Raw genomic sequence first — 25634 nt, 5'->3', positions numbered from 1 at the left:
GGAGCGGGTCGGCGTCCGATCAGACGACGCTGCCGGTCCAGTGCTTGACAGGCGCCTTCATCCCGGTACCGGTGCTGGTGAAGGAGAACAGCGAGTCGATCGGCCGTCCGTCGGGGGTGGTTCCGCCGCGGTAGAAGACGCCGACGTCTCCCTTGCCGTCCCCGCTGTAGTCCCCGGAGGTCAGCATGCTGACGTTCCAGTTGAAGGAACCGCTGCTGGTCCACACCTCCTGGGGGGCGGCGAGGTCGGTGCCGTTGCTGGTAAAGGTGAACAGCGAGGTGGCGAACTTGCCGTCGGCGGCCGTGCCCCGGTTGTAGAGAACGGCCACGTCGTCCTTGCCGTCGCCGCTGTAGTCGCCGGACGTCACCTTCGACGCGTTCCAGTTGAACGAACCGGTGCTGGTCCAGGTCTTGCGGGGCTCACCGAACGCGGTCCCGTTGCTCGTGAAGGTGAAGAGCGAGGAGACGAACTTGTCGTCGACCGACTTACCGGCGTTGTAGAGGATGGCGAGGTCGTCCTTGCCGTCCCCGTTGTAGTCGCCGGACGTCACCTTCGAGGCGTTCCAGTTGAACGAACCGGTGCTGGTCCAGGTCTTGCGGGGGTCATCGAACCCGGTGCTGGTGCCGTTGAAGGTGTAGACCGAGGTGACGAACTTGTCGTCGGCCGACTTACCGGTGTTGTAGACGACGGCGAGGTCGTCCTTGCCGTCCCCGTTGTAGTCGCCGGACGTCACCTTCGACGCGTCCCAGTTGAACGAACCGGCGCTGGTCCACACCTTGCGCGGGTTGCTGAAACCGTTGCCGGTGCTCGTGAAGGTGTACAGCGAGGAGACCCGGCCGGTTTCGGAGGTGCCCCCGTTGTAGAAGACCGCGACATCGTCGCGGCCGTCCCCGTTGAAGTCGCCGGAGGCAAGCTTGCTGTGGGCGTACGTGAAACCGCCCGGAGTGCTCCACACCTTCTGCGGCTCGCCGAAACCACTGCCAGTGCCGTAGAACGCAAAGAGGGACGCCCGGTTCTTGCCCTCCAGGGAGGTGCCGTTGTCGTAGAAGGCCGCGACATCCTCCTTGCCGTCCTTGTTGAAGTCCCCGGACACGACCTGGCTCTCCCCTGGCAGGGCGCGGACCTGCTGGACCCAGTCGGTGATGTCGTCCAGACGTGTCTCCACGGCGCCGGAGCGCGTCTCGTCCGACCCGAGGCAGCCGGACTGCCACGACGCGCTGTGCACTGCGGCGAGTTCGACGCCGCCGTCCTTCTCGCGCAGCGCGGGGCCGCCCGCGTCGCCCTTGCAGATGCTGCCGCCATCCCGGTCGATGCCTACGGTGGTCGCGCCGACCTCCGTCACCGTGAACGGGCCGGCGTGCAGCCGGTCGGGCACCCAGGTGTCCTTGGTCCGGCCGTACCCCGCCGCCTGGAGTGTCTCGTCCGGCACCGGCGCGGCGCCGGCCACGACCACGGGCGCGACATCCGTCACCGGCTGGGCCAGCTTCGCCATCACCAGGTCCCGGTCCGACCGGGGCACCAGCTCGGTGACCTCGACGACCTTCCCGCCCGTACCCGACAGATCGGTGCGGCCGACCGTCACAGTGGTCTTCTCTGCGGGCGCCCCGGCGGGCACCGGGAACGCGGGCTGCCCATCCACCGCGAAACAGCTGCTCGCCGTCAGCACCCACTGCGGGTCGACGAGCGACCCGGAACACCCGCGTTCTCCGCCCACATCGATCTTCGCGGTGAACGTGTACGTGTTGTCGGCGACGGCGCTGCCGATCACCGCCTGGGCCGGGACGGTGAGGGTGAACGCACCGGCTGCCACGGCGGCGGCGATCAGTGCGAGGGCCCGCACATGGCGGGTTGGGCTGAGGGGCACGTGAACTTCCTTACGCGGGAGAAGGGGTGCTGGTGGTGGCCGAACGGATACGGGTGGGCCTCGTGCGCCCGGTGAGTCGCGCTGTCGGCGAGGGCGACCGAAGCGGAGGTGCCGGTGAAACCGTCCATCGCCCCCGTCGGCGACAGGGCGAGGGGCGCCGACCCCATGCGGAACGGAGCGATCCGCGAGACGTTTTTCCCGGGAGACCTGTGGTGAGCCAGGGGAGCGCCATGGCGCTCGTCCGGAATGTTCCCGTGCTGGGGAAGCCGCTACTTGACGGCGCGGATCTCCAGGAGAGTATGCCGTCGCTTCAGCGGATCGGCGGTTTCCCCCACCTGCGTCCAACTGTTCTTCGTGATCTTGTAGGACTTCTCCTCTCCGTCTACGGTCATGTCGACCTCGGTCGAGTAGTCGTTGCCCACCACGGCGTAGACCGCGGGCAACTCCAGGCTCAGGTAGCCCCCGTTGCCGGTGACCTTGAAGCAGTACATCCCCCGGTCGCGCGCCTGGACCTGGATCAGTCCGGTTCCGTCGGCACAGTCGACGAGCAGGATGTGGCCGTCACCGCGTTTGAGGACGAGGTCGCGCTCCTGGAGGATCTTGTCTGCGCCGGGGTAGGCAAAATCCTCCACCACGGACCCTGGCACCTCCGCTGCGGCCGCCCGGACGGACGGAGCAGTCGCGGCGTGCTCCGTGCCGCGGGCCGTACCGGTGAGGGCGAGGGCGGCCACTCCGGCCACGGCTCCTGCGACAAGGGTGCGGGACAAGGAATTCATCGATCTACCAGCCCTTCTTTTAGTTACTGCGGCAGCAATGGCACACATCGATAATGAAAGGAAAAGTTCTGCGGCCGAAATAAGGGCGAACAGGTCGTCCGCCCCACCCGCGACACACAAGCACCTCCCGAACGCAATGAATCAATACAGGACATCGGATCCGATGAATTCCGGTCACGCGAAACGTACAAAAGCACCCTCTTTTGCGCGGGAGTCGTTCCTCGCTGAACGTCCGATCCACACTCCACGCATGCTGAAGCCACACAGATGTGAAGCACAGTTCTCACTGGCGCTTCGATCATGACGCCTCTTCATATCACCGGCCCCATGGGCCTCCGCAAGAGGATTCACGCAGATCAGAGGCCATCGGGTCACCCACCGGGCAGTCAAGTAAGGGTTGCCTGAGGCGTGGGTAAAATCCAGTTGCCCCTTATTTACCGATGCGTCCCTTCACGCAATCTCCACCGACAGGGAAAATCGGGCGCTTTTCGGATCCCATTACTTGCAGAATCACTGAAAGTCCTGTCAGGTGGTACGGCGTTCAGTGAATCTCTGCATGTTTTTCTATGTCTGGTGACAGGCACCAGGGGGAAGGGGAAAGCATGATGAGGCGTACCTCATCGAGCCGCGAAGTGTCCGAATTGGGGCCTTCGCGCAGACGATTTCTTACACTTGCGGTCGCCGCCTCCGCCGTTTCGATCGTCGGAACGGGGAGAGGCGTGGCGGCGCCTCGGGCCGAAGGGGGGGACGAGGGTGGTCCGCGCTCGCAGGCCGTCGACGCATGGAACCTGGGCGGCCAGGCCGTGCGCCAGGAGGCACGGACGGCGCTGACCGGCACCGAGGCTGCCCTGACGGCCTTCCTCACCACGGGGCTCGCCCGGGCCCGCGCCGAGGACGAGCGCGTCACCGTCCTTGAGATGCTCAACTACGCCGGTTCCGGTGTGAGCGAGAAGGCCCAGCTCGCCCTGAGAGGAACCGACGCGGACCTCCATGCCTTCGTCACCGGGGGCTACGAGCTGCCACTGGCGGACGACCGCCGGGCGGCAGTGCTGACCGTCATGGGAACGGGCGGCAGCGCGGTGGTGAGCGCGGCAAACAAGGCACTGACGGACGGGTCGTCCAAGGTTCTCGACGCCTTCCTCGAGAAGGGGCAGTTCACCGCACGCGAGGAGGACGAGCGTGTCGAGACGGTGTCCATGCTCGCCGGCGCCGGACCGAACCTGACCCAGGCCATCCAACGGGCTCTCAACGGCACCGCGGCCGACATCACCGAATTCCTGCGGAAGGGCCAGTACCTCGCACGCGCCCGCGACCAGGAAATGCTGACGATCGATCAGCTGGTCGCCCAGGCCGAGATCGCTGGCTCGCGTGCCCACACTGCCACGACCGAGGCGAAGGAGGCTTCCGTCCGGGCCGAGGCCGCCTCCGTGGAAGCCAAGAAGGCCGCCCTGGACGCCGCTGCGGAGAGCGCTGCCGCCAAGGACGACGCTGTCAAGGCCTCACGGGCGGCCGGGCGCGCCGCTGACGCTGCCAAGGGCGCCGCGGCTGCGGCCCGTACGGCGGTCGCCGCGTCCCGCACCGCGATCGCCGCCGCCCGTACTGCGGCCGGGGCCGCTCAGGCCGCCGCGGCGGCGGCCGCCGCGGCCTCCCAGGCATCGGTACGCGCCTACCGGGCGGCTTCCGCCGCTTCGAAGGACGCCAGTCAGGCGGCCGCCGCACGCCAGGCCGCACAGGTGGCCCGGGACACCGCGAAGAAGGCACGCCAGGCGGCCGCCGCGGCGACCGCAGCGGCGGACGCGAGCGCCCAGGCGGAGACGTCCAGCGCGGCCGCGGCGCGAGCAGGGCAGAACGCGGCTGCCTCCGCCAACGCTGCCGCGGACGCCGCGTCGGCCGCCGGGGTCTCCCAGGCCGAGGCGAAGCGGGCGCGGGACGCGGCTGCTCTGGCCACGAGCGCGGCGAATACGGCGACCGCGGCGGCGAACCGGGCCGGAAGCCTCGCGAAACGCGCGGCAACGGCCGCCCGGGAGGCCAACAAGGCCGCCAACGACGCCGCCGCACACGCGGATGCTGCGGCGAAGGCCGCCGAGGACGCGGCGGATCACGCAGGCGAGGCCCAGGACTGGGCCAACGTGGCAACGGCGCAGGCCAACAAGGCGATTCTCGCCGCTACCGACGCATCCGCCGCGGTCACCCAGGCGCAGAACGTCGCGGCGCTCGCCCGTGACACCGAAGCCGCGCAGCTCGCCGAGGACCGGGCGCTGGCCATCGAGGTGGCCAGGGAGCTCAAGAAGGACGAGGCCCTCTACCGGACCCAGATCGAACGGGTGCAGACCCAGCAGGCACTTACCGATCAGGAGACACTCGATCTGCTGGCCCGGGCACGGGTCGAGACCGACATCGTCCGGATCGCCGCGCTGGGACGCGAGGCTGCGGCGAACCTGATGGACTCGCCGGGGACATGGACCCGTCAGGCCGCTCAGGTGGCTCTCTCCGGGGACGACCAGGCGGTCGCCGACTGGGTCGGTGGCGCTCATGCGCGGGCCGGGGCGCTCGACGACCGGGAGAAGGTCCTCACCCTCGCCAACGTGGGCAGCGCGACACTGGCCGATGCCGCCCGGCAGGCGCTCGCCGACCCGGACGAGCGGAGCATCACAAACTTCCTGACCAGCGGCGCGCTGACCGTCCAGATCGACGACTACCGGGTCGAGGTGGTCAGGACCCTCAACAATGCGGGCGCGGCAGTCAGGGCCGCGGCGAACGCGGCCCTGAACGACGGCGGCGCGGAAGCCCTTCGGACTTACCTCCTGACCGACTACGCCAAGGCGAAGGAGGAGGACGACAGGGTCGCGGTCGTCGCGGCGCTCAACGGAGCCGGTCCCAACGTCGAGGCTGCGGCGCAGGCTGCGCTCGAAGGGCCGAAGTGGATGCTGGAGCGCTTCGTCGGCTCCGCCCACTACAGGGCCCAGCAGGCCGATCAGGACACGGACACCCATGTGGCGGCCATCGCGGCGCAGATCGCCAGGGCCGCCAGCATCGCCGCCGGCGCCTTCAAAGAGGCTGCGGAGGCCGCGAAGGCGGCAGCCGATGCCCGCGGCGCGGCAGCCGACGCCAAGAAGTGGTCGGACCAGGCCAACAAGTCCGCGACCGAGGCGCGGAACTACGCCACCGACGCGTCCAATTCCGCAGCCAGGGCGGATGCCTCCGCCACGGACGCCGCCGCGTCCGCCAAGAAGGCGTCGGATGCGGCGTCGGCTGCCCGCTCGGCCAGTCGGCAGGCCAACTACTCCGCCAATCAGGCCATCGCCTCCGCCAGCACCGCGGCCACCGCTGCGGCCAACGCGCAGGCCTCGGCCGATCGGGCCTACGCTGACGCGCGCGCGGCGGGCAAGGATGCGGCCGCGGCTCGGGCCGCGGCCGATGAGGCCAAGTCCGTGGCCCGCCAGAAGCGCCAGGACGAGCTGGCCGCTGAGGCCGTCAAGGCCGCGCAGCGCGCCAAGGAGAACGAGAAGAACAACGTCAATCCCGCTGATTCCGCCGCCAACGACAAGGTCGATTTCGAGCAAATCAGACAGGAGTGCGTGGATGACGCGGCGGACGCCGCCACATACACCGCAAAGGTAAGCGCGGTGCTCGGTACCGCCGCGGTGGTCGCCGCTTTCATTCCCGGTGGACAATTGGTGGCGGGTGGACTTGCAGGAGCATCGCTGGTATTCGCCGGAATCAGTGCCTTGTACAATGCCAAGGCCTATGGATGGGGGAGTTCCAATTTCGTGGGTTCCGTGGCCGGTATCGCTCTCACCATCGGCCTGGGCGGCGTAGGCAGCCTGGCGGCCTCCCAGATGGTGAGCAACGTGGGGAAGGCCGCAGTCAAGGGGGTCCATGACACGGTTTCCTCTGTTGTGGGATGGTTCACCGCGTAGCCGGCGACGGGCAGGGGCGGTGAGGAAAAGCGAATGGCATTGCAGAATTCGCCGCTGTGGTGGCTCTTCTCGGCGGTCTGCGTCGCGATCTGGTTCGCTGTCGTACTTCCAGCCATGCCGACCAGGAACCACAGAATATTCGTCTCGCTCGGCCCGCTGATAATATTCGCGGCGATCACGGGATACTGCGTTGAATTCGGTGAAGCCTTCACAGAAATTCTCCCCGTGTATTGCGGGCTGGTCCTCGCGGTCCCCGTCGGGGTTCTGGGACACCGCAAGGCACTGCGCGACATGCTGAGCGATCCGGATGTGCCCTACGAAGAGGCGTCCGGTCCCTGGACCTTGCAGGGGACCGTCGCACTGGCGGTGTTTCTCGGGCTCTCCCTCTTCTACGTGAGCCGTTGACGCAGCAGGTTCGGTGAGTTGCCAGTCCCTCCGGACCAAACCGGGCCGACGAGATTCCGGGTACTCTGCCGCTGCCCGGCTCACGGCGACGCGGGCAGCGGCAGGGCCCCTTCCCGTACCGCGGCGGCGGCCAGGGCGTCGAGCACCGGGGCGATCAGCGGGTGGCCCGCCGCGCCCTGCCGTACCGCGGCGAAGACCCGGCGGGTCGGCGCGTTGCCCTCGACCGGGCGCACCACCACCCCGCCCAGCTCCATCCCGAGCAGCGCGGAGCGCGGCACCAGGGCCACCCCGGCGCCCGCCCCGGCGAGCGCGACCACGGCCCGGAAGTCGTCCGAGGAGTGCTCCATCCGGGGCTGGAACCCGGCGAACTCGCAGGACAGGACGACCACGTCGTGGCAGGGGTTGCCGGGGTACGGGCCGATCCAGGCGTCCTTCTCCAGGTCGGCGATGGCCACCTGGTCCCGGCCCGCCAGCGCGTGGCCGAGCGGCAGCACCGCGTCGAACGGCTCGGAGTAAAGCGGCACCCGGGTCAGCCGCCGGTCGTCGTCGCCGGGGGCGCCGCGGTACTCCACGGCCACCGCCACGTCGACCTGCCGGTCCAGGACCATCGGGACGCTCGCGTCGCCCTCCGCGTCCTGGACCCGGACCCGGATGCCGGGGGCGGTGCGGCCCAGCTCGGCGATGGCGGGGGCGAGGACGAGGCCGATGCCGGTGGCGAACGCGGCGACGGTGACCGTGCCGGCATCCCCCGCGCTGTAGGCGGCCAGCTCCGCCTCGGCCCGCTCCAGCTGGGCGAGGACCGCGTTGGTGTGGGTGAGCAGGATCTCCCCGGCGGAGGTCAGCCGGGCGCCGCGCGCGCCCCGCTCGACCAGCCGGTGCCCGGTCTCCTGCTCCAGCGCGGCGAGCTGCTGGGAGACCGCGGAGGGGGTGAGGTAGAGCGCGGCGGCGGCCGCGGTCACCGTGCGGTGGTCGGCCACCGCACGAAGGACACGCAGCCGCCGTACATCGATCATGCACCCATTGTCCCAGGTCACGACGGATGCCCCGACCTGGACGGGGGCTACTCCCCCAGAGCGGCCCGCGCGTCGACGAAGGCGTCGACGGCCCGGTTCACGTCCTCGGTGGAGTGCGCCGCGGAGAGCTGGACGCGGATGCGGGCCGCGCCCTGCGGGACGACGGGGTACGAGAAGCCGATCACGTAGACCCCGCGCTCCAGGAGCAGTTCCGCCATCCGGCCCGCCTCCGCCGCGTCCCCGATCATGACGGGGGCGATGGCGTGGTCGCCGGGCAGGATGTCGAAGCCCTCGGCGGTCATCCGGGTGCGGAACAGCTCGGTGTTGGCGTTGAGCCGCTCGCGCAGGTCCCCGGCGCTCTCCAGCAGGTCGATGACCTTCAGCGAGGCCGCCGCGATGACCGGGGCGAGGGAGTTGGAGAAGAGGTACGGGCGGGAGCGCTGGCGCAGCAGGGCGACGATCTCGGCGCGGGCCGCGACGTAGCCGCCGGACGCGCCGCCGAGCGCCTTGCCGAGGGTGCCGGTGATGATGTCGACCCGGTCCATCACGCCGTGCAGCTCGGGGGTGCCGCGGCCGCCGGGGCCGACGAAGCCCACGGCGTGCGAGTCGTCGACCATGACCATGGCGTCGTAGCGCTCGGCCAGGTCGCAGATCTCGCGCAGCGGTGCGACGTATCCGTCCATGGAGAAGACGCCGTCGGTGACGACGAGCCGGCGGCGGGCGCCGGACGCCTCCTTGAGCTGGGTCTCCAGGTCGGCCATGTCACGGTTGGCGTAGCGGTACCGCTTGGCCTTGGAGAGGCGGATGCCGTCGATGATGGAGGCGTGGTTGAGGGCGTCGGAGATGACCGCGTCCTCCGGGCCGAGCAGGGTCTCGAAGACACCGCCGTTGGCGTCGAAGCAGGAGGAGTAGAGGATCGTGTCCTCCTGGCCGAGGAACGCGGAGAGGCGCTGCTCCAGCTCCTTGTGGACCTCCTGGGTTCCGCAGATGAAGCGGACCGAGGCCATGCCGTAGCCCCAGCGGTCCAGCGCCTCGTGGGCGGCGGCGATCACCTCGGGGTGGTCGGCGAGGCCCAGGTAGTTGTTGGCGCAGAAGTTGAGCACCTCGCCGGGGCGGCCGCCCGCGGTGACGGCGACCGACGCGGACTGCGGGGTGCCGATGACGCGCTCGGGCTTGTGGAGACCGGCGGCCCGGATCTCGTCGAGGGTGGTGCGCAGGTCGTCGCGGACGGAGTCGAACATGAGGGGTGTCTCCCGGCTCGTGGGCTGGATACGGGTGGTCAGGAGGTCCAGTCGAGGATGACCTTGCCGCCGCGGCCGCTCGCCGCGTCGTCGAAGGCCGCCTCGAAGTCGCGGTAGCCGTACCGGCCGGTGATGACGGGGGCGAGGTCGAGGCCGCCCTCCAGCATGACGGACATGGCGTACCAGGTCTCGTACATCTCGCGGCCGTAGATGCCCTTGATGGTGATCATCGAGGTGACGATGCGGGACCAGTCGACGGCGAACTCCTCGGACGGCAGTCCCAGCATGGCGATCTTCCCGCCGTGCGTCAGGTTCGCGATCATGTCGCGCATCGCCTCGGGGCGGCCGGACATCTCCAGGCCGACGTCGAAGCCCTCGCGCAGTCCGAGCCGCTTCTGGCCGTCGGCGATGGTCTCCTCGGCGACGTTCAGGGCGAGGCTCACGCCGAGCTTGCGGGCCAGTTCGAGGCGGGCCTCGCTGACGTCGGTGATGACGACGTGGCGGGCGCCGGCGTGCCGGGCGACGGCGGCGGCCATGATGCCGATCGGTCCGGCGCCGGTGATCAGGACGTCCTCGCCGACCAGCGGGAAGGACAGCGCGGTGTGCACGGCGTTGCCGAACGGGTCGAAGATCGCGGCCACGTCGAGGTCGACGGGGGTGCGGTGCACCCAGACGTTGGACGCGGGCAGGGCGACGTACTCGGCGAACGCGCCGTCCCGCCCGACGCCGAGGCCGAGCGTGGAGCGGCACAGGTGGCGGCGGCCGGCCAGGCAGTTGCGGCACTTGCCGCAGACGAGGTGGCCCTCGCCGCTGACCAGGTCGCCGACGGCGATGTCGACGACGTCCGCGCCGGTCGCGGCGACCTCGCCGACGAACTCGTGACCGAGGACGAGCGGGGTGCGGACGGCCTGCTGCGCCCAGCCGTCGTAGTTGCGGATGTGCAGGTCGGTTCCGCAGATGCCGGTGCGGAGCACCTTGATCAGTACGTCCGAGGGGCCGATCTCCGGCTCCGGCACGTCCATCAGCCAGAGTCCCGGCTCGGCCTTCTGCTTGACGAGTGCCTTCACGGCGGTGACTCCCTGTGCTGGTGCGGCGTTGAGCACCCCGGGCCGGGGGCATGCCTGAAGGAAGCCTGCGGCCCGGGGAAGACAATGGGGACGGGACACATGCGGCAGCGCGCGTCGATCGGCTGCCGCGCACCATCCTCGGCCGTCACGGAGAAATCTGCCGCACCCCGCGCCACAGGTCCATCGAGGTTTTCTTAAGCGCGCCCGAAGATCCGCTTCATGCCACGCGACCTCCACCCGTCCGGCCCATCCGGGTCTCCCCGCCCTCGTCCGTCCGAACGGGCCGCTCAGGTGTCGGCGAGGGGCGTACGGAGGTAGCGGGCGCGGCCCTTCTCGACCCGGTGGAGGAAGAGGCCCGTCCGGTAGTCGACCGACCGGGTGGGGGCGAACTTCAGGGTGCGGCTGATGCCCTTGTGGGTGGTGAGGAAGAGGCGCTGGGTGATGCCCTCGCGCGGGGCCCGGGTGGCGCTGGTGGTGCGGGCGGCGTCGGCGATCAGCCCGACCGCGTCGTACGCCTCGGCGGCCCAGGGGGCGGGGGCGGTGCCGAAGCGCTCGCGGTGGGCGGCGGTGAACGCCTTGGCCGCGGGCATCGCGGAGGGGTCGCTGTACGCCTCGGCGAACACCCAGCCCTCGGCGGCCTTCCCGGCCCCGTCGAGGAAGGCGGGCCCGAGGACCGAGCCGGTGGAGGCGCGGGCGCCGGTGAACCCCGCGGCGGCCAGGGCCACGGCGCAGCGGGCGCCCCGGGTGGGCGAGCTCCCGGCGAGGACCACGGTGTCCGCGCCCGCGTCGAGGACCGCGCGGGCCGCCGGGCCGAAGTCGTCGACGCCCCTCTTGACCCGGTGCACGGTCAACGCCGTGCTCCTGGGCGTGATCTTCGTGAGGGTGCTTCCGATGGCCCAGGCGCCCGTGGGGTCGGCACCGTCCTCCACGACCACCATCCGCTTCGCCCGGCGGGTTCTGATCAGGTAGTCCGGGAGGCCGTTGGCCAGGCCGTCGTCCAGGACGCGGAGCAGGCAGAGGTTCTGGGTGGCGGTCGTGTCGACGGTGGTGGACCCGGCCGAGACGACGAGCTGGGCGAGGCCGGTGCGTTCGTAGCGCTGGACGACGGCCGCGTCGAGAACGTCGTGGGTGGGGCCGACGACGGCGAGCACGTCCGGGTCGGCGGCGATCCGGTCGGCGACGCGCAGCGCCCGGGTGGCGTCCCCGGCGTCGTCCTCGGTGCGCAGGGCGAGCCGGAAGGGGGCGTCGGGGCGGGCGTTGTGGTCGTCGACGGCGAGCCGCATGCCGCGCTGGTGGGCGAGGCCGAGTGCCCGGCCGGGTCCGGTGAGGTCGGCGTGCAGGGCGACGGTGTGGGTGGGGACGGTACGAGGAGGCTTCCCGGCCCCGGTGCCGCGCCGCCGGTCCGCCGCCGTCCAGGCCGCGACCGCGCCGCCCGCCAGCAGGACGGCCCCGGCCCCGGCGGTCAGCACGGTGCGCCGGGAGGGGCCGCGCGGGGCGGGTTCCCCGGCGGCGGTGGGCGGCTCGGGGGGCGGTTCCGGGGCGGGGATGTCGAGGGCTTCGGCCGAGCGGGCGGCGATCAGGGCGGAGAGGCCGGGCGGCGCCCAGGCGGCCGGGTCCTCGCCGGGCGGCGCGGCCAGCCGCCGGGCCGCTTCCCCGGCGGTGGGCCGGTCGGCCGGGTCCTTGGCGAGGCACGCCTCGACGAGCGGGCGCAGGGCGGGCGGCAGCCCGTCCAGGTCCGGTGGTTCGTGCACGGTGCGGAAGAGTACGGACGCGGCCCCGTCGTCCCCGAACGGGCGGCGCCCGGTCGCCGTGTACGCGAGGACGCAGCCCAGCGCGAAGAGGTCGCAGGCGGGTCCGGCCGGTCTCCCCGAAGCCTGTTCGGGGGCGAGGTAGCCGGGCGTGCCGATCAGCGCGTCCGGCTCGGTGAGGGTGGTGGCGCCCTCGTGCCGGGCGATGCCGAAGTCGATGAGCCGGGGCCCGTCCAGTGTGAGGAGCACATTGGCGGGTTTCACGTCGCGGTGGACGAGCCCGGCCGTGTGGACCGCGTCGAGCGCTTCGGCGAGGCGGGCCCCGAGCGCCCGTACCGTCGCGGGCGGCAGGCGGCCCTCGGCGGCGACGACCTCGGCGAGCGAGGGGCCGGGCACGAACACGGTGGTGAGCCAGGGCTCGTGGGCCTCCGTGTCGGCGTCCGTCACCGGCACCGCCCAGCGGCCGTCGACCCGGCGGGCGGCCTCGGCCTCGCGCCGGAACCGGGCCCGGAAGCCGGGGTCGGCGGCGTGCTCGGCCCGGATCACCTTGACGGCGACGAGCTGCCCGCCGCCCGTGCGGGCCAGGTAGACGACGCCCATGCCGCCGGCGCCGAGCCGGGCCAGGAGCCGGTTGCCGCCGATGCTCCGGGGGTCTTCGGGGAGGAGCGGTCGCATGCCGGATCAGCTTGTCTTCGTGGGGGCCGGGCCCAGGTAGCGGAAGGCGCCGTCGCGGACGCCGTGGAGGTGGCCGTCGAAGTTCTTCAGCCGGAGTTCCTCTCCGAACGCGTAGGTGCGGGAGATGCCCCGGTACGTGGACGAGGCGATCTTCGCGACCAGCGCGGACCGGGCGGGCGGCCGGTTCTTCCGGGCGAGCGCGGTGACGGCTTCGAGGACCATCCGGGTCGCGTCGTACGCCTCGACGGCCCAGGGGGCGGGGCCGGTGCCGTACTTCGCGCGGTGGGCGGCGGCGAACTCCTTCACGGCGGGCGCGGTGGTGCCGATCCAGGGCGCGACGAACTCCCAGCCCTCGGCGGCGTCCCCGGCCTCCTTCAGGAAGCGGTCGCCGATGGCCGTGTGCATGGCCATGCGCGGGCCCCGGTAGGAGGTGGCGGCGAGCGCCCGCGCGGTGCGGGCGGCCCCGGCCGGGTCCCCTGCGTGGAAGAAGGCGTCGCTGCGGTGCGTGAGCATGTCGTCCACGACCGGGGCGAGGTCGCGGATTCCGGCGGGCACCACGCGCGGGTAGGTGGTGCCGTTCGTGGTGGTGGCGATGGCCTGGTTGAGGTAGAAGCCCGCCAGGTAGGCGGACTGGCCGCCGGCCCGGTCGACGAGCACTCCGAGCCGTTGGACGTCGGGCCGGAGCACCAGCCGGTCGCGGATCGGGTAGGCGAGCACGGGGTCGGGCGGGACGGCCTGGAAGAACGACCTCATCGACCGCACGGCGAAGGTGACCTGCTGGGAGGAGACGGTGACGATCGGCAGCAGCGCCTCGTCGTAGGTGCTGAGCACGGCGGTGGTGACGGGGTCGTCGGTGGGGCCGATGACGGCGAGCACGTCGCGGTCCCGGGCGAACCGCTCGGCGGCCCGCTTGCCCTCGGCGGTCCGGCTCCGGTCGTCGGCGGTCTCCACCCGCAGCGCGAACGGCTTGTCCGTACGGGCGTTGAACCGGTCGACGGCGAGCCGCACCCCGCGTTCCTGGGCGCGGCCGATCGCCGCCCGGGGCCCGGACAGGTCGGCCTGTACGCCGATGGCCCAGGTGCGGGGGCCGCTCGCGCCGGAGGCCCCGGTGTCGTCGTCGCTCAGCCATTCACGTACGGCGAGGACGCCGCCGCCCGCGACGGCCACCGCTCCGGCGCCCGCGAGGAGGATCAGCCCGCGCCGGGACGGGGCGGGGGCGTCCGGGGTGTCGACGCGGGTGGCGTCGATACCGGGCAGGGCGAGGATCTCGGCGGACCGTTCGGCGATCAGCCGTACGACGTCCTCGGGCAGCCAGTCGACCGAGCCATTCGGGGCGTCCTCGGTGATCCGCCCGTCAAGTGCGGCGGCGGTGGGGCGGGCGGCCGGGTCCTTGGCGAGCAGATCGGCCAGCAGGGAACGGAGTTCGGGGTCGTCGATCCCGTCGAGGTCGGGTTCCTCGTGGACGGTCCGGTAGAGCAAGGCGTCCACGGCACCGCTCCCGAACGGCGGCCGCCCGGTCGCGGCGTACGCGAGGAGGCAGCCCAGCGAGAAGACGTCACCGGCGGGCCCGACCGCCGAGGCACCCCGGGCGGCCTGTTCGGGGGCGAGGAACCCGGGCGTTCCCACCACCAGGTCGGCCGCCGTCAGCGCGGTGGCGTCGGTGACCCGGGCGACGCCGAAGTCGATCAGGCGGGGCCCGTCGGCGGCGAGGAGCACGTTGCCGGGTTTGACGTCGCGGTGGACGAGTCCCGCCGCGTGCACCGACGCCAGGGCGCGGGCCAGCAGCCGGCCGAGGACCCGGACGCTGCGGGCGGGCAGCGGGCCGCAGCGGGCGACCGTCTCGGAGAGGGCGGGTCCGGGGACGAACTCGGTGGCCAGCCATGCCTGTTCCTCCTCCGTGCCGGAGCCGGTCACCTGGACCGCCCAGGGGCTGTCGACCCGGCGGGCGGCCCCGGCCTCGCGGCGGAACCGGAGCCGGAAGTCGGCGTCCCCGGCGTGTTCGGGAAGGATGACCTTGACGGCGGCCAGCGCCCCCCGGGCGTCACGGCCGAGGTAGACGACGCCCATGCCGCCGGCGCCGAGCCGCCCGAGCAGCCGGTGTCCGCCGATCCAGGACGGGTCCGAGGCCCGTAGCTCGTCCATGCCCCTCAGCCCTTCTTCGTGAGGGCGTCGCCCAGCCGGATGAGCATGGCGCTCTGTCCCCGCACCCCGATGTCCATGATCGTGTCCTGCGTCCACCCCTTGGCGCCCTTGGCGGTCACGGCGAAGGTGAACCGCAGGATCTGGTCCTGTTCCCAGAAGTACGGGTGGGGGCCGCCGAGTTCGGCGCTCCGGTACTGCCCGGACTCCATCAGCGTGTCGTCCGAGCTGTTCTGGTTGCCCTCGCCCTGGGCCAGGGCGCTCGCGCCGAGTCCGCCGATGGACTCGCCCTGTCGGAGCTGCTGCGTGGGGCAGCGCATCGTCTCCTCCAGCGATTCGGCCATCTCCCACCGGGCGCCGTCGTCGGCGCGGTGGACGGTCATGATCGCGGCGAGCCGCAGCGGCCCCTTGTCCTCGGTCGCGGGTAACTCGAAGGAGCGGGTGAGGGTGGCGAGGATCCCGCGCCCCGGTGGCTGCTGCTGCCATACGCAGTCGGTGTCGAGCACCGGCCAGGTGTCGGGTCCGGACTCGTACGGGGTGCGGGCGACGACGCCGGGGCCGAATTCCTCGGGGCCGGCGATGACCTTCCGGATGAGGGCGAGGGCCGCTTTCCGGGTGGTGGGCAGGCGCGCCGGGTCGGCGTCGACGGCCGGCCCGTCCGTGGCGTCGGGCGCCGCCTGCCCGGCGGCGGTCGCGGTGGCACCGGCGGCGGACGGGGACTTCTTCGCACCCCCGCCTGCGCCGCCTCCGCCGCACGCGGTCGCCAGCAGCAGCACCGCCGCCAGCACCCCGTACCGACGCCGTCCGCCCCGTCCGCGTCCCGGACCGCCGCGCACCACGATCGACCACCCCCGTATCCCCGAAGTCGCGTCGATCCTATGAGTACGGAAGGGGCGCGACCGGTTCCCGGGACGGATATGTCGTTCCGTCAGATCCCTTACAGACGCGGGTCCTTGGCGAGACGGGCGTGCAGGTGCTCGTCGTGGTACTCGCCGTCGCCGAAGCGGTAGGACTCGCGGAGCACCCCTTCGAAGAGGTAGCCGCAGCGGTCGGCCACCCCGCAGGACGCCGCGTTGCCGACGGCATGGGCGATCTCGACCCGGCGGACGTCGGCGGTGTCGAAGCCCCAGTCCGTGATCGCGGTGACCGCCCGGGTGACGATGCCCCGGCCCCGGGCGGCGGGCAGCAGCAGATAGCCGATCATCGCGAGCCCGTCGGCGCGGTCGGCCCAGCGCAGGGTGGCGCTGCCGAGCACCGCGCCGTCCGTGGCGTCCAGGATGGCGAAGGAGGCGGCCGTGCCCTTCTCCCACCCGTCGTCGCGTGCCTCCACCCAGGTGCGGGCGGCGTCCCGGTCGGTCGCCCGTATGGGGTTCCAGAGGGCGACCATCGGATCGGCGGCGGCGGTCACCAGCGCGTCCAGCACGGCCTCCGATTCGGCGTCCGCCCGGGTCCAGGGGCGCAGCACCACGTCCCCGAGATCGAATGCGGTACGGACGAAGGTCTTGGGATCGGCGGGGCTCTCGACGGGAGCGGCGTTGTCGGGGCTGTCGGGGCTGTCGGAGGAAGGAGCGGCGTCGGGGAGCTCGGCGGGAGCGGCGGAGAAGGCAGTCATGCCCCCTTCCTACCGAACCATCACCCACCTGACCAGCGATTTTCCGGGGCGTCCACAGGTACGGCCACCGGCGGCGCGACACCGCGCCGCACACCGAAGTCGGCACCGGTGCGCGGCGCGGTGGTGGTCCTGCCGTGCGGGCGCGGGACTCAGGAGAGCGCCAGTTCCGTCACGTTGTCCGCCTCCAGGACCCAGGTGGCGCTGAGGCCGCCCTCCTTCACCCGGGCGTCGCCGTCGCCCTTGAGGACGCCGATCCTCTTGCCGGAGAGGGCGATCTGGATGGCGTGGTCGTACACGTGCACCCAGGAGGCGCTGAGTCCGCCCTCCTTCACGTGCGCCGTGCCGTCGTCCTTGAGGACGCCGATGCGGTTGCCGGAGAGTTCGAGCTGGGTGACGTCGTCGGCCTCCCGCACCCAGGAGGCGCTGAGCCCGCCCTCCTTGACCCAGGCGACGCCGTTGCCGACCAGGACGCCGATGCGGTTGCCCGCCAGGTCGATGCCGATGGCGTTCTCCGACTCGCGCACCCAGGAGGCGCTGAGTCCGCCTTCCTTGACCCAGGCGACACCGTCCCCGGTGATGACGCCGATCCGGTCGCCGGACAATTCGAGGTCCTTGACCTTGACGGACTCCTTGACCCAGGCGGCGGAGAGCCCGCCCTCCTTCACGTAGACCTCGCCGTTGTCCTTGAGGACGCCGATCCGCTTGCCGGAGAGGGCGATCCGCTTGACCTCGGTGGCCTCCTTGACCCAGGTGGCACTGAGGCCGCCCTCCTTGACCCAGGCGACACCGTCCCCGGTGACGACGCCGATCCGGTCGCCGGAGAGGGTGAGCTGCTTGATACTCCCCGACTCCTTGACCCAGGCGGCGCTCAGCCCGCCCTCCTTCACCTCGGCGTCACCGTCGACCCTCAGGACGCCGATACGGTTGCCGCCGTCCCCGGAGACCGTGCCGGGCACCGCACCGGCGGCCGTGGACGAACCGACGAGTCCGGTCGTCGCCAGGACGGCGGTGGCAGTCACAGCGGCGAGAGCATTGCGCTTCATTGGAGCAACTCCTCTGCTCGGATGGCCCCCTCGGGGCCGACGAGCGGCGCCCTCGGGGAAGGTGAACAATCCGAGACGATCAACGACCGCCGGACCCCGCCGGTACGTGCGCCATTGAGGTGAGCCGGGCGCGCGGGCCCGGCGGCGGTGCGCCGCCGGTGCCGCCGCACCGCCGCCGGGCCCGCGCCGAACGGGTCAGCCGATGAACCGTACGGCGAGGAACAGCAGGGCCAGTGCGCCGCAGGCCACGGCGGCGATCTGCCAGGACCTCCGCCGCGAGGGCAGCAGGAGTACGTGGGGGGCCCGCGCGGTGGGAACGACGTAGTAGACGCGGTGCGGCTGCGCCGTGACGACGACGCGCGCGAGGGGCAGATAGCGCAGGTCGGCGCGGCGCGCGATCTCCTGGTCACGCTTCACGAGCTTCGGACGCAGCTCCCGGCCGAGGAGCTTGGCCTGCCGGTCGGGCAGGGGCTTGTCGTCCGTCAGGTCCGTCCGGACCCAGGCGCCCTTCTCGCGCGCGCTCTGCCGGGCGAGGTAGGGGACTCCGAACTCGGGCAGCCTGACCTTGTCGGTGTCCGGACGCCGGGTGATGACGCCCTCCGTCCAGGTCACCGTCCGGCCCTTTCCCTCGCAGCGCCGGTGGGGTACCGTCCCGGCCCGGTCGCAGTCGGGGCAGGCCCGCAGCCCCGCGCCCCGGCAGGTCGGGCACTCCACCGCCCCACGCCCTCGGCACACTCCGCACGCGGCGCCCAGGGCTCCGCAGAGCCTGCACGTGACGCGTTCGTCCTGCTCCCGGGCGGCCCGGTCCTCCGGCGCGCCGGAGCGTTTGCCGGTGCCGTCGCAGCGCAGGCAGCTGTCGTTCCCCTTGCATCCGGTGCAGGGTGTACGCGGCTCGCAGCGCAGGTCGCCCGCCCCCGAGCAGCGCGGGCACGCGACGGACCCGTTGCCGCAGTCGCAGGACCGGTCGTCGACCGACCCACGGCGGACCAGTCTGAAGGTCTTCTCCTGGGACGGGTCCTGCGGCGGCGGGACGTGGTGGGCGTCGATGGTGGTCTCGAACACCGGCCTGCCCGAGAGGTCCAGGGGCCCGGCGTGGAACCGCTCCTTCTCCGTGCGGCTCTCCACGCAGCGCACGATCTCGCCCTCCAGCAGGCAGTACCAGGTGATCTCGGCCGCGCCGGGCAGTGCGGCGGGGAACTCCTCACCCCGCCCCTTGGTCAACTCCCGTACCGCTCGCAGGACTTCCTCGTCACTCAGCACGTGCCTCTCCGATCCCTTCCACCAGGGCCGCACACCGCGGGCAGCACGGCTCCGCAAGACCGTACCCACGACCCCACCGGACGGACACACCGAACGGAAAGGCCGCAGGACCGTTCGTACGGATCAGGCCAACACCCGCCCACCAAAGGTTGGTTAAGCAACCTCTTGACTATCCGGGAATCCGTTCCATAGTTAAGAACATGCCTAACCAACAGGTCGATCTGGACCGGGTCTTCCAGGCGCTGGCGGACGCCACCCGCCGGGACATGGTCCAACGCCTGGTCGGGGCCCCGGCCTCGGTCAGCGCGCTGGCCCGGCCCTACGCCATGTCACTGCCCGCGGTGATGCAGCATCTCCAGGTGCTGGAGGAGTGCGGCCTGGTGCGCTCGGAGAAGGTCGGCCGGGTCCGCACCTGCCGTATCGAGCCGGCCGCGCTGCGCGCCGCGGAGGAGTGGCTCGCCGCCCGGCGCACCGTCTGGGAGCAGCTCCTGGACCGGCTCGGCGACCAGCTGGCCGCCGACCCCGCAGCCGACAGCCCCGCCGGTCCCACCGGCCCCACCGATCCCGCCGACTCCGTACAAGGGACGAGGACATGACCGACCACCGGACCACCCACTCCACCTTCAGCCTCGAACGCCACTACCCGGCCCCGCCCGCCCGTGTGTTCGCCGCCTGGTCCGACCCCCGGTCCAAGGCCGGCTGGTTCTCCGGCGCCGATGCCAGGCACGAGCTGGACTTCCGGGTCGGCGGACGCGAGGTCAACCGGGCCCGCCGCGCCGACGGCCGGGAGCTGGTCTTCGAGTCGTGCTACCGCGACATCGTCCCGGACCGGCGGCTCGTCTACACCTCCACCCTCAGCGTCGGCGACGAGCTCGCGACGGTGTCCCTGACCACGGTGGAGTTCCACCCCGAGGGCACCGGCACCTGCCTGGTCCTGACCGAGCAGGGCGCCTTCCTGGGCGGCGACGAGGAGCCGGACTGGCGCGAACGGGGAACCGCCACATGGCTCGACGCGTTGGGCGCCTTCCTCCGGACCCACGGGCCCGCCGGAGCCGGGCCCGGAACACCGGACACACCCGACGGACCTGCGGAGGAAGCACCGTGACGATCCACCGACTGCTCGCCCAGATGACCGTCACCGACCTGGACGCGGCGACCGCCTGGTACACCGCGCTGCTGGGGCGGGGGCCCGACGCCCGGCCGATGCGCGGCCTGATCGAGTGGCACCTGTCCGACACCTACGGCGTCCAGGTCTGGGCCGAGCCCGACCGCGCCGGACACTCGACCGTGGTCCTGTACGAGTCCGATCTGGAGGGACGCCTCACCCGGCTCGCGCACGCGGGCATCCGCCACGACGGACCCCGGACCACCGACACCTCGCGCGTCCTGACCCTCACCGACCCGGACGGCAACCGAACCGTCTTCGTCGCCCCTCCCGCCCCCGGCGACCACTGATCCCCGGCCGACCGGCCGCACGCGGGCTCCATGCCCCTCCCGCGCGCGGCCGCCCGTCACCGTTACTGGCGTGAGCCGCACCCCGGGCAGAACGCGGAGCCCTGGGGCACGGCGGCGTGGCACGAGGCGCACTGCGGGGTCTGGGCGAGCCGGTGGCCGCACCCGGGGCAGAAGGCACCGCCATGGGTCTCGGCGCGGCACTGCGGGCAGACCAACTGCCGGGCCGCGCGGGTGTCGTAGCCCTGCCCGGCGTTCTGGCCGACGGCGTAGGCACTGTCCGAGACGGAGTCGTTGAGCCCCCGGCGGCGGGCGGCCTCCGCCTCGGCGGCGGTGTCGGGGGCGCACTGGAGGCAGAGCCCCAGCTCGGCGTTCCAGCACCGCCCGCAGTCGTACGAGGTGCAGCGGGGGCAGCGGTTGAAGTGCCCGTGGGCGTTGTCGATCGCCCGCCGGAACGCCGCGTCCCGCGAACTCCCCCAGGTCGCACCGGCGAGGCCGTCGGCCGCGTTGTTGATCGTGTTGGCGCCGCTGCCGAGCAGGCTGAAGGCGGCGCTGACGCCCTTGCCTATCCAGCCGGCCGCCTGGCCCGATCTGAACGGTTCGAAGGGTGAGCGCCAGGTGTCCGAACACCGCTGGCACCGGAACTCGAACTGGAAGCCCGCGCCGGTGCCGTGCTGCTGCGACAGGTCGCTGTAGTTGTTGCTGAAGTAGATTTCGTCGGCCACGTCTTGAACCTCTGAGCCCTCGCGTCGGTGGGTCGTCCTCAGAGGTCATGATGGCAACCGTCGATCGCGGTGGGACACCTGTCGGGTCATGGTTCGGTAAATGCGACCGGCGCGCGGCCGCCGCCGGGTCCGCCCCGGCCAGGACGCCGGCCGACCGGGGCGGCGGTCACACCGGCCCCCGTCCCTTACCGAACCTTCCGCACCCGCGTGGTCCCGGTGCCGAGAGGGGTGCCGTCGGCGCCGGTCGCCGTGACCTCCGGGACCGGGGCGCCGTGCTCGTCGACCAGGGTGGAGTGGGGCTCGCCGGGAGCGAAGGCGTGGCGTTCGCCCCACTGCCGCAGCGCGAGGACGACGAGGAAGAGGTCGTGCCCTGCATCAGTGAGCACGTACTCCTGACGACGGCCCGACGCCGCCGTGCGCTGGGCGAGGACTCCGTGAGCGGTGAGCTTGCGGAGGCGGTCGGTGAGGATGTTGCGGGCCACGCCGGTGCGCCGGTGGAACTCGGTGAAGGAGCGGGCCCCGTCCATCGCGTCCCGGACGACGAGCAGGCTCCACCGGTCCCCGACGAGATCGAGCGCGCGGGCGACCGGACATTCGGGGTCGGTCCAGTCGGGCCGAGCCCCATCCGGCCCGCCGGCCCGGTCCGATTCCAGGCCCGGAGCGCGGTCCGGGTTCGCGGCAGGCGTACTGCTGGCGCGCGACATGACACCTCCCGTTTGGTTGCGAATCAAAACCATCATGCCGTACGGTCCAATCGGTTGCATTTCACTACCGATCGGGGTTGAGGCGTGATGGGCACAGGACGGCGCATGCTGCTGGCGCTGGTGTGCGGGGTCGCCGTGGCGAGCATCTACGCGGCGCAGCCGGTACTGGAGCAGATGGGGCACGACCTGGGCGTTCCGGCGGAGCTCACCGGGTGGATCGTGGCGACCGGCCAGTTCGGTTATCTGGCCGGGCTGGTGCTGCTGGTTCCGCTCGGCGACGTGGTCGACCGGCGGCGGCTGATCGCCGCGCATCTGGCGGTCACGGCGGCGGGCCTGCTCCTGACGGCCTCGGCGTGGGGGGCCTGGCCGGCCTTCGCCGGGCTGGCGGTGTCGGGGCTGTTCGCGGTGGTGGTGCAGACCACGGTGGCGTACGCCGCGTCGGTCTCGTCACCCGCCGAACGCGGGCGCACCATCGGGACGGTGACGTCGGGCGTCGTCATCGGCATCCTGGGCGCCCGGGTGGTCACCGGGGCGCTGGCCCAGCTCTGGAGCTGGCGGTACGTGTACGTCGTGCTCGCGGCCCTGTCGCTCGGGCTCGCCGCGCTCGTCCTCGCCGTACTGCCGCCGGAGCGGCGCGGGCACCGGCCCACGGGGTACCGCCGGGCGGTCGGTTCGCTCGGCGGGCTGGTCCGGCAGCGCGTCTTCCTGACCCGGGGGCTCATCGCGTTCTTCCTGTTCGCCTCGTTCGGGACGCTGTGGAGCGGGCTCGCGCTGCCGCTGGCGGGCGCGCCGTGGCAGTTGGGCGAGAGCCGGATCGGGCTGTTCGGCCTGGTGGGGCTCGTCGGCGCGCTCGGCGCGGCACGCGCGGGGCGGTGGGCGGACAGCGGGCGGGCGGGGCGGGTCACGGGGATCGCGCTCGCCCTGCTGATCCTCTCGTGGGCCGCGATCGGGCAGTTGGCGTGGACGCTGTGGCTGCCGGTCGTCGGGATCGTGCTTCTCGACTTCGCGGTCCAGGCCGTGCACGTGAGCAACCAGCATCTGCTCACCACCGCGCATCCGGACCGGATCAGCGGTGTCATCGGCAGCTACATGGTCTTCTACTCGCTCGGCTCCGCCCTCGGCGCCGCCGCGACCACCGCCGTCTTCACCGCCCACGGCTGGGCGGCGTCCAGCCTCCTCGGCGCCGGGTTCGCGGCCTGCGCCCTGGCCGTCTGGGCGGCCGACCGGCGACGCCCCCTCGGGGAGCCGTCACCGGCCTCGGCGTGACCGGAGCGCGCCAGAGGTACGCCGGTGACGGGCGCGCGGAAGATCACCGCCCGCCGCCCATCACCCCGGCGGGCAGGTACGGGTCGATGTTGCGCCGGGCGCGCTCGACGTACTCCTCCTTCTCGCCGACCGGGGCGACGTAGTGCAGCGCGTCCCGGGCGGCCTCGTCGCCCTTGAGGCGGGCGATGATCCAGGCGGCGAGGTAGTGCGAGGCCAGGCAGCCACCGGCGGTCGCGATGTTGCCCTCGGCGTGGAAGGGCTGGTCGAGCACTTCCACACAGGCGGCGACCACCCAGGGCCGGGTGGTCAGGTCGGTGCAGGCCGGGATGGAGCCGAGCAGACCGAGCCGGGCCAGCACGAGCGCACCGGAGCACTGCGCCGCGACGAGTTGGCGCGAGGGGTCCAGGCCGCGCAGGACGTCCATGATCGCCGGGTCCTCGACGACCTCGCGGGTGGCGATGCCGCTGCCGACCACGACGGCGTCGGCGGCGCACGCCTCCTCAAGGGTGGACATCTGCTCGACGACCACGCCGTTCATCGAGGTCACCTTCGGGCTCGGGGTGGCGAGGGTGACGCGCCAGTCGTCGGCCTTGACCCGGTTGAGCACTCCGAGCGCGATCAGGGAGTCGAGTTCGTTGTAGCCCTCGAAGGTGAGGATGGCGATGTGCACGGCGGCTGCCCTTCCTGGCGGACGGTTCCCGGATCGGACGGACCCCGGGGCGGGGGTGTGTCCCGAGCCCCGACCGTAGGGCCCCGCACGCAGGACAGTCGAAGAATTGTCCTGCATACAATCCGGCACATGACAGCTTCGCGGTACAAATCGCTGGTCGACGCGTTCGCCCGCGAGATCCGGGCCGGGCGGCTCGCCGCAGGCGCGCGGCTGCCGACCCATCGCGCCCTCGCCGCCCGCGAGCGCATCGCCGTGGTGACCGCGACCCGGGTCTACGCGGAGCTGGAGGCCATGGGCCTGGTGAGCCGGGAGCAGGGCCGGGGCACGTTCGTCCGCGACATCGCGGTCCCCGCCGGTCACGGCATCGACCAGCAGGTGGTCGCCACGGACGCGGTCGACCTCAACTTCAACTACCCGTCGCTGCCCGGTCAGGCCGACCTCCTCCGGCAGGCACTGCGCGAGGTGGCCACCTCCGGCGATCTCGAATCGCTGCTCCGCTACCAGCCGCACGCCGGGCGCCCCCAGGACAGGGCCTCGATCGCCCGGCATCTGGGGCGCCGCGGCATCACCACGGACGCGGACCGCGTCCTTCTCACCAACGGCGCGCAGCACGGCCTGGCCGTCACCGTCATGGCCGCGCTCGACGCGGGTGACGTCGTCGCGGTCGACGCCCTCACCTACCCGGGGTTCAAGGTGCTGGCCCACGCCCTCCGCCTCGACCTGGCGCCCGTCCCCGTCACCGCCGAAGGGCCGGATCTCGACGCCCTCGAGGAGCTGTGCGCGTCACGCCCGGTCCGCGCGGTCTACACCATGCCCACCCTGCACAACCCGCTGGGCTGGGTCATGCCGTCGCCGGACCGGGCCCGCCTGGCCGGGATCGCCCGGCGGTACGGTCCGCTGCTGATCGAGGACGCCTCGTACGCCTATCTGGTGGCGGACCCGCCACCGCCCCTGGCCGCGCTCGCCCCGGACGTCACGGTCCACGTCTCGGGGCTGTCCAAGAGCGTCGCCACCGGTCTCCGGGTCGGTTTCGTCGTGTCCCCGCCCGCCCTGGTGCCCGCGCTCGAACGCGCGATCCGGGCGACCACCTGGAACACCCCCGCCCTCACCACCGCGATCGTCGGCCGCTGGCTCGACGACGGCACGGTGGACCGCTTGGAGGCGCTGAAACGGGACGACGCCCGGACCCGCCAGGCCATCGCCCGGCAGGAGTTGGCCGGCCTTCCCCTCGTCGGCCACCCCTCGTCCTACTTCGTCTGGCTGCCGCTGCCCGACGACGCGCGCGCCGACCGCCTCACCGCCGCCCTCGCCCGCCAGCACATCTCGGTGTCCACGGCCGAACCGTTCACCACCTCGACCCACCCGCCCCAGGCGATCCGCCTCGCCCTGGGCTCGACCGATCCGGACAGCCTCCGGTCCACCCTGCGCACGGTGCGGCGCATGGCCGTCGAGGACGCCTTCAGCTGACCCGGCGGGCCGAGCCCGAAGGCGCCCCCGCGCCACCTCCTCAGTGCGCGACGTCCAGCTCCACACGGACCGTCTTGCCCGGCTTCCGGTCCAGCACGGTCCAGCGGTCGGCGAGCGCGTCGACGAGGACGAGCCCCCGCCCACTGTCCGCGTCGACCGCCGGCGGGACCAACCCCACCGGACCCGGCGGACGTTCCTCGCCCCGGGTGTCGCTGACCTCGATCCGCAGAACTCCCCGCGCGCCGCCGACCGCCGGGGAGTGGCGCAGCCTCAGTTCGAAACCCCGTCCGGCCACCCGGCCGTGGGTCGCCGCGTTGGCCGCGAGCTCGGCGACGATCAGTTCGGCCGCATCCGAAGCGTGACTGCGGTACGGGATGCCCCAGTCGTGCAGCACGTTCAAGGCGAGTCGGCGGGCGAGCCTCGCCCCGCGTGGCGTGGAGCTGAAGGGTTGCACGAACACACGTACGGTGATGGGGTGTTCGGAGTTGGCGAGTGCTTCCATGCCCCCACCCTGACCCCCGGCACCCCTCCGGACCAGCCACGGAACTCGTACGCTCCGTCAGCGTACGAGTACATACGGTGGACAG

22 protein-coding genes are annotated in these 25634 nt (G+C 72.2%); 7 read left to right on the top strand and 15 right to left on the bottom strand.

Annotated elements, in window-relative coordinates; all coding sequences use genetic code 11:
* Positions 1 to 19 precede the first annotated feature (19 nt).
* Positions 20 to 1864, bottom strand: coding sequence for an FG-GAP-like repeat-containing protein (locus tag ACF08W_RS25515; RefSeq protein ID WP_392280659.1), 1845 nt, complete (start codon positions 1862 to 1864; stop codon positions 20 to 22).
* A gap of 269 nt (positions 1865 to 2133) precedes the next feature.
* Entirely contained in the window at positions 2134 to 2499 is a 366-nt protein-coding gene (locus tag ACF08W_RS25510; protein ID WP_392280658.1) for a hypothetical protein, read from the bottom strand.
* 743 nt (positions 2500 to 3242) lie between these two features.
* On the opposite strand from ACF08W_RS25510, the gene ACF08W_RS25505 reads away from it, so the two are divergent.
* Complete coding sequence (locus ACF08W_RS25505) at positions 3243 to 6560, top strand: ALF repeat-containing protein (RefSeq protein WP_392280657.1); 3318 nt, start codon at positions 3243 to 3245, stop codon at positions 6558 to 6560.
* Between the two features lie 33 nt (positions 6561 to 6593).
* Positions 6594 to 6965, top strand: coding sequence for a hypothetical protein (locus ACF08W_RS25500; RefSeq protein WP_392280656.1), 372 nt, complete (start codon positions 6594 to 6596; stop codon positions 6963 to 6965).
* An 80-nt stretch (positions 6966 to 7045) separates the two neighbouring features.
* On the opposite strand, the gene ACF08W_RS25495 is transcribed toward ACF08W_RS25500, so the two are convergent.
* From ACF08W_RS25495 to ACF08W_RS25455, 9 genes are all read right to left on the bottom strand, one after another.
* Positions 7046 to 7978, bottom strand: a complete 933-nt coding sequence (locus tag ACF08W_RS25495) for a LysR family transcriptional regulator (RefSeq protein WP_352273029.1) — start codon at positions 7976 to 7978, stop codon at positions 7046 to 7048.
* 47 nt (positions 7979 to 8025) lie between these two features.
* The gene (locus ACF08W_RS25490) at positions 8026 to 9219 is read right to left on the bottom strand and encodes a glycine C-acetyltransferase (protein ID WP_352273030.1); all 1194 of its coding nucleotides are present in this window, start codon (positions 9217 to 9219) and stop codon (positions 8026 to 8028) included.
* A gap of 38 nt (positions 9220 to 9257) precedes the next feature.
* A complete protein-coding gene (gene tdh / locus ACF08W_RS25485) occupies positions 9258 to 10286 on the bottom strand; it encodes an L-threonine 3-dehydrogenase (protein ID WP_352273031.1) in 1029 nt (342 codons plus the stop codon).
* Between the two features lie 287 nt (positions 10287 to 10573).
* Positions 10574 to 12709 carry a bifunctional serine/threonine-protein kinase/ABC transporter substrate-binding protein gene (locus ACF08W_RS25480; RefSeq protein WP_392280655.1) on the bottom strand — a complete coding sequence of 712 codons (2136 nt, stop codon included), beginning with the start codon at positions 12707 to 12709 and terminating at the stop codon, positions 10574 to 10576.
* 6 nt (positions 12710 to 12715) lie between these two features.
* Positions 12716 to 14851, bottom strand: a complete 2136-nt coding sequence (locus tag ACF08W_RS25475; RefSeq protein WP_392280654.1) for a bifunctional serine/threonine-protein kinase/ABC transporter substrate-binding protein — start codon at positions 14849 to 14851, stop codon at positions 12716 to 12718.
* A 5-nt stretch (positions 14852 to 14856) separates the two neighbouring features.
* Positions 14857 to 15687: a hypothetical protein gene (locus ACF08W_RS25470; RefSeq protein WP_392280653.1), complete on the bottom strand. Its 831-nt coding sequence runs from the start codon at positions 15685 to 15687 to the stop codon at positions 14857 to 14859.
* A gap of 98 nt (positions 15688 to 15785) precedes the next feature.
* Positions 15786 to 16460 carry a GNAT family N-acetyltransferase gene (locus ACF08W_RS25465; protein WP_392280652.1) on the bottom strand — a complete coding sequence of 225 codons (675 nt, stop codon included), beginning with the start codon at positions 16458 to 16460 and terminating at the stop codon, positions 15786 to 15788.
* 149 nt (positions 16461 to 16609) lie between these two features.
* Positions 16610 to 17503 (bottom strand): peptidase S1, encoded by an 894-nt coding sequence (locus ACF08W_RS25460; protein WP_392280651.1) that lies wholly within the window; start codon positions 17501 to 17503, stop codon positions 16610 to 16612.
* Positions 17504 to 17698: 195 nt separating this feature from the next.
* Complete coding sequence (locus ACF08W_RS25455) at positions 17699 to 18763, bottom strand: hypothetical protein (RefSeq protein WP_392280650.1); 1065 nt, start codon at positions 18761 to 18763, stop codon at positions 17699 to 17701.
* A gap of 200 nt (positions 18764 to 18963) precedes the next feature.
* Here ACF08W_RS25455 and ACF08W_RS25450 point away from each other — a divergent pair, with 200 nt between their 5' ends.
* From ACF08W_RS25450 to ACF08W_RS25440, 3 genes are read left to right on the top strand one after another with little or no spacing between them, the layout of a single operon-like run.
* A complete protein-coding gene (locus ACF08W_RS25450) occupies positions 18964 to 19359 on the top strand; it encodes an ArsR/SmtB family transcription factor (RefSeq protein WP_392280649.1) in 396 nt (131 codons plus the stop codon).
* Positions 19356 to 19868 carry an SRPBCC family protein gene (locus ACF08W_RS25445; protein ID WP_392280648.1) on the top strand — a complete coding sequence of 171 codons (513 nt, stop codon included), beginning with the start codon at positions 19356 to 19358 and terminating at the stop codon, positions 19866 to 19868. The genes ACF08W_RS25450 and ACF08W_RS25445 overlap by 4 nt, the downstream gene beginning before the upstream one ends.
* Positions 19865 to 20218: a VOC family protein gene (locus ACF08W_RS25440; RefSeq protein WP_392280647.1), complete on the top strand. Its 354-nt coding sequence runs from the start codon at positions 19865 to 19867 to the stop codon at positions 20216 to 20218. Before ACF08W_RS25445 ends, ACF08W_RS25440 begins: the two co-directional genes overlap by 4 nt.
* Positions 20219 to 20280: 62 nt before the next feature.
* Here ACF08W_RS25440 and ACF08W_RS25435 read toward each other — a convergent pair whose 3' ends face one another.
* Together ACF08W_RS25435 and ACF08W_RS25430 are read right to left on the bottom strand one after the other, a co-directional pair.
* A complete protein-coding gene (locus ACF08W_RS25435) occupies positions 20281 to 20940 on the bottom strand; it encodes a zinc ribbon domain-containing protein (protein ID WP_352273041.1) in 660 nt (219 codons plus the stop codon).
* 185 nt (positions 20941 to 21125) lie between these two features.
* On the bottom strand, positions 21126 to 21644 hold the full coding sequence (locus tag ACF08W_RS25430) for a winged helix-turn-helix transcriptional regulator (RefSeq protein ID WP_385205956.1): 519 nt from the start codon (positions 21642 to 21644) through the stop codon (positions 21126 to 21128).
* Positions 21645 to 21731: 87 nt separating this feature from the next.
* Here ACF08W_RS25430 and ACF08W_RS25425 point away from each other — a divergent pair, with 87 nt between their 5' ends.
* Complete coding sequence (locus ACF08W_RS25425; protein ID WP_392280646.1) at positions 21732 to 22910, top strand: MFS transporter; 1179 nt, start codon at positions 21732 to 21734, stop codon at positions 22908 to 22910.
* Between the two features lie 43 nt (positions 22911 to 22953).
* Here ACF08W_RS25425 and ACF08W_RS25420 read toward each other — a convergent pair whose 3' ends face one another.
* Positions 22954 to 23580: a DJ-1/PfpI family protein gene (locus tag ACF08W_RS25420; protein WP_392280645.1), complete on the bottom strand. Its 627-nt coding sequence runs from the start codon at positions 23578 to 23580 to the stop codon at positions 22954 to 22956.
* A 129-nt stretch (positions 23581 to 23709) separates the two neighbouring features.
* On the opposite strand from ACF08W_RS25420, the gene ACF08W_RS25415 reads away from it, so the two are divergent.
* The gene (locus ACF08W_RS25415; RefSeq protein ID WP_392280644.1) at positions 23710 to 25047 is read left to right on the top strand and encodes a PLP-dependent aminotransferase family protein; all 1338 of its coding nucleotides are present in this window, start codon (positions 23710 to 23712) and stop codon (positions 25045 to 25047) included.
* Positions 25048 to 25087: 40 nt separating this feature from the next.
* On the opposite strand, the gene ACF08W_RS25410 is transcribed toward ACF08W_RS25415, so the two are convergent.
* Complete coding sequence (locus ACF08W_RS25410) at positions 25088 to 25549, bottom strand: ATP-binding protein (protein WP_352273046.1); 462 nt, start codon at positions 25547 to 25549, stop codon at positions 25088 to 25090.
* Positions 25550 to 25634 lie beyond the last annotated feature (85 nt).

The organism is Streptomyces sp. NPDC015144 (assembly GCF_043079735.1).
GTDB lineage: Bacteria > Actinomycetota > Actinomycetes > Streptomycetales > Streptomycetaceae > Streptomyces.
Note: the sequence above shows the minus strand (reverse complement) of the source record. Positions and strands in the feature narration are given on the sequence as shown.